Source organism: Vibrio penaeicida (genome assembly GCF_002933855.1).
Taxonomy (GTDB): domain Bacteria; phylum Pseudomonadota; class Gammaproteobacteria; order Enterobacterales; family Vibrionaceae; genus Vibrio; species Vibrio penaeicida_A.
Window position 1 is genome coordinate 268 of the sequence record NZ_BFAQ01000069.1, and the last position, 4,361, is coordinate 4,628.

The following is a 4,361-nucleotide window of genomic DNA, read 5'->3' on the forward strand; positions in this document are numbered from 1 at the left end:
ATGTCGATAGACAAAACGGCGAAAAAAAACATTTGCATCCAAATAAAGATGAATCCATTTATTATCACTAGCGCCATGTTACTTGGAATGTCTGTCTCTAGCTTTCATAAAGAACGAAAGTTGGAGGTACTCAATGCAGCTTCTAATTAGTGACGCTAACATCCTCATTGACATGGAAGAAGGCGGTCTGTTGGAAGCAATGTTTCGGTGGTCCTACGACTACGCAACACCTGATAGTCTATTTTTTTGAAGAGCTCGAATAGGAGCATGCATACATATCGGGTTTAGGGTTGGCGAGTTAATAAAAATAGACTGAGGGCTATCAAGGTAGGCGCGAAAATTAGATGGACGAAAAGGAGTATAAGTTAGGACTGCCTTATGTATTAATGATGTTATTAATGTCTGATAAGAGCACATCTCTTTTAATAAGGCGTTGTTTAATTTTAAAAAGAACTTCGAATGCATCTTCTTTTTCCTCCCATGCTCTTGTGAAAACATCCTCTTTAACTCTTCCTTCAAGGAACCCTTCCAATGCTTGAGCGTAGACCTGACTGCATAGCTGGTAGTGATTACTGGCTTCAATCAGAACGTCAATCAATGCTTTTTGATCTGCATCCATCTATAGACACCTATATGGTTTACATTCATTTCAAATATAGCTCAAGAAGCTCAAACTTACAGTTTGTTTTAATCTGAATTTTCTACTTAAGTCACTTAACTTACTTATACAAAGAGGCTATTAGTTCAAAAGCAATATTGTCCCGTCTTTTGATGGTTGTTTGCGCCACAGGACTACACGGTTTCCATCAAATAAGAGACCAGCGTCTTTAAACTCGTCTAGATCAGTGTTGGCATCTTAATCAGTTTGGGATTGAACTCATATATAACTGAGAATCGATTTTCGGTACATGTTGGGCGTCACTGACGTAAATTGCTTGAAGCATCGAGTGAAATGGCTTTGGTCTGAGAACCCACATTTGAATGCGATATGTGAAAGCTTTTGGTCTTTTCTCAATAGCTGTTTTGCTTTGTTAACTCTTACTTGAATCAGGTACTGATGAGGTGTGGTTTGGATCAGTCGTTTAAACTCTTTAATCAACGTATTTTTATCTAAGTTGGAAACGAACGATAGTTCGTCTAGGCTAATATTCTTATCGTAGAAGGACTGAATGTAATCGATTGCCTTTTTGATATTGGGCGATGCTTTAGGAATTCTTTTGAATACACCAATTCCCGACTGATTGACCAGCAAAGAAAGAACGAATCCGTACAGTAAAGTCTCCAAACACAGCCGAGACGTTGGCTGATTGATTTCTTGGAGGGACATCCGAAAAAAATGGCTTGTTCGACTATCAGTGACAATCGGGTCGCTGATAAAAGGGCAACCATGTTTAGCATGCGGTGTATCTTTTAAAATAGACTGAATCTGCTCTGGGGTAGGATAAATGGCTTTATAAGAACAAAGTGTGTGTCCTACGGCCTCCCCCGTGTGGCTAGTATCAGCGTTGATAATCACCAGTTGGTCTGAACTCGACTTATAATTATTCCCGTTCATTCCAAAGCGCTGAACACCTTGATCTAGCATGCCTATAGCGTACCCCTCGTGGTGATGCAACGGGAAAGGCTGTCTTCCATAAACAGTACTAACAAATTCAATACCGTCGTAAGCATCAATCAATGAGTATTCGGACCTATTCAGTTCCATACGCTGACTTCCTTGTGCATATTTCGATTAATTGAATAATTATTTTTTACAACGCAGTTCTAGGTGGATAAACCAATCAAATACAATGTATTGCTATAAGACCCCATCCATAGTAAATGCGAACCGTGTTACATAAAGGACCAGTTATTGCGAATACAAACGGATTTATTTTCAATATTTGTACAGGTGGATTTCGGATATTAATAATAGATCATAGTAAAAAGAGAACCTAGTATGGAAACTGTCGAGTTCAACGCTGTTAGATCTAAGTCTTATAAAATGGCTATCAGCAACTTTGAAGGAGTATGGAAAGAAGACCTACAAGTCATGATTGATTATTTATCGCCAGCGATAGGAAACAAAATTCTTGAGATTGGTGCAGGTAGTGGCTTCTTTAGCTTTGAAATCGCTAAGCTTATCGGTAAGAGTGGGACCCTTCATGTTGTCGACCCATCTCTGGAGCAACTACAGCCATTATACGACAACGCCCTTACGAACATAAAAATTCATTGTGAAGCTGCTGAATCAATGAAAATCGATTTAAATTCCGAGTTAGATTTGATTTGGACCCGTGGCGCGTTCCATCACATAAGTAGTAAGACAGATACGATGAAGACATTAAATCGAATGTCCAAAGCGGGCGCGAGATGCCTCATCTTTGACATCTTTTCTGGATCGCCAGTGGCGGAATACTTTGACGACTTTGTCGCAAGAGCATGTAAAACCGGTCATGAAGTTAGTTTTTTAAGCAAATCATTTGCCCGTAGTATGTGCAAACTGTCGGGGTGGGGTGAGCCTCACTTTATTGATATTCCTTTGCGATGGCACTTTAAGGAAAAGGAACACATCGGTGAATTTTTAAATCAACTGCTTTCTAATAAGCCTGAGTACACACCAGATACGACCATGGCTACGGCTGAACAAATTCTGGGTGTGTTCAAAATGGACAGCGGCTGGTGCCTAAACTGGCCTATGACATTGATGGAAACACAGAAAGAAAGACACTATGACTAATATTGACTTCGTTGGGTATTTAGCGGTGTGTCTTGTCGCTGCAGGCACACCGGGTCCAGGCACAATCGCGGTAATTAACCAAAGTCTGACCAACGGGGTGAAGCGGACTGTGCCACTCATTATAGGTATTGGCTTGGGTTTAGCATGTGCGTCTGTGGTAGCCATAGTTAGCTTACTTTATTCCTACAGCATAGCTCCTTGGACATATCAGCTTATAGGGCTGTGTGGCACCTGCTACCTTGGCTACTTAGGGTTAAAGTTAATAGTCAGCGCAAACAACGCAGTGGATGTTACCTCAGAAGAAGAGGGGGGTACTCTAGACTCCAACCTTGCACTTCAAGGTTTTTACATCTCGCTGTTAAACCCGAAAACAATCTTGTTCTTCTTGGCTATTTATCCCGTTTACCTCAACTCGGCATCAACGTTTAGTACGAACTTCATTAACCTCACGGTTTCGCTGGTAACGGTCACAGCATCTATTCATATCGTGTATTCCATACTGTGCGCGAAGATAGCAAAGATTATAAACATCAACAATGGATTGATAATGCGAGTAACGGGCGTGATATTTATCGCCTTTGCACTGATGCTTTTCTATGAAACCATCCGGACGTTCGCAACACATGGACAGTAAACCTATGACCAATCGTATTGCTGGTGGCGACATGCGTAGAAAACAACACAATTGAATATGATCTGCACGGACTCGATTTTGCCCCATTTAAATTGGGACATTTTTCCATCAAACTTCGCGGAAGGTCGTTTGACCTACATTTTCTAATCAGTGTGGTGTCTACTATTCTGGGTTTCTGTCAGTTTATCTATCTAATGAAGCTTTCTTGCCATTAGTGGAATTGACGAAATTACGATCTTTGTTTATGTTAATATGACACTGACCGATTCACTCACGTTACGTGAACTCTAGTATTAATAGTCAAGGTAACCAAACAGGTAGAAGACTAGGGGCAGCTCCCATTACTAGCTGATGAGATCTCAATAGAGCCATTGTGAATCCTAATTGAAGTTTTCCCACAAGGGATGCTTCGCTGTATGTCTTGTGCTAAAAAGACACTCAGCATGTAATTAGGATATTACTATGCCTGTAAAAACACTCCACACTTCTTCTGAAGCTAAAAAGCACTACAAAAGCATCTCTTACGAAACCCTATTGGCAAGCTGGCTATTACAAGATGGTTGGGAAGTATTTATGCCTATGATCGATCATGGTATGAAGACCGATGTGCTTACTTCTGACGGGAACAAATTCTACCGGATTCAAGTAAAGTCGGTAGGATGCTTTGATGGAAACACAGTTGTTACTGACCAGTGGCAAAATGCACAGATTGATTATGTAATATATTTCTCAAGATGTTCAAATTGGGGATACATTGCGCCGCCTTTTAAGGGAAAGAGGAGGGTTAATCACCCCGATCATGTAAGGTTTCACCAACATCCCAAGAACTTTCTCAAAGCTTTTGGTCGGGTTTAATAATCTCTACTCAGGATGAAAAATCGTTAACAGTTGCTCTGTAACATAGGACTGACTAACTTTGATTGCGCATCGACAGAATTGCTTGGTGATCGCAAGTGGGAATGCGGACTTTGTGACTCGGAAATGTCCCCAAGTTTGTTAGATTAAATT

At 40.7% G+C, this 4,361-nt stretch carries 5 protein-coding genes; 3 read left to right on the forward strand and 2 right to left on the reverse strand.

The features are described 5' to 3' along the window. Positions 1–376: 376 nt before the first annotated feature. On the reverse strand, positions 377–619 hold the full coding sequence (locus VPNCDNU1_RS27880; RefSeq protein WP_104403406.1) for a hypothetical protein: 243 nt from the start codon (positions 617–619) through the stop codon (positions 377–379). A gap of 258 nt (positions 620–877) precedes the next feature. Further along, a complete protein-coding gene (locus tag VPNCDNU1_RS27885) occupies positions 878–1,705 on the reverse strand; it encodes an AraC family transcriptional regulator (RefSeq protein ID WP_104403407.1) in 828 nt (275 codons plus the stop codon). A 234-nt stretch (positions 1,706–1,939) separates the two neighbouring features. Here VPNCDNU1_RS27885 and VPNCDNU1_RS27890 point away from each other — a divergent pair, with 234 nt between their 5' ends. From VPNCDNU1_RS27890 to VPNCDNU1_RS27900, 3 genes are all read left to right on the forward strand, one after another. Then, on the forward strand, positions 1,940–2,719 hold the full coding sequence (locus VPNCDNU1_RS27890; protein ID WP_104403408.1) for a class I SAM-dependent methyltransferase: 780 nt from the start codon (positions 1,940–1,942) through the stop codon (positions 2,717–2,719). Beyond that, positions 2,712–3,353: a LysE family translocator gene (locus VPNCDNU1_RS27895; protein WP_104403409.1), complete on the forward strand. Its 642-nt coding sequence runs from the start codon at positions 2,712–2,714 to the stop codon at positions 3,351–3,353. Before VPNCDNU1_RS27890 ends, VPNCDNU1_RS27895 begins: the two co-directional genes overlap by 8 nt. Before the next feature lie 462 nt (positions 3,354–3,815). Continuing rightward, the gene (locus VPNCDNU1_RS27900) at positions 3,816–4,208 is read left to right on the forward strand and encodes a hypothetical protein (RefSeq protein ID WP_167404907.1); all 393 of its coding nucleotides are present in this window, start codon (positions 3,816–3,818) and stop codon (positions 4,206–4,208) included. Positions 4,209–4,361: the final 153 nt, after the last annotated feature.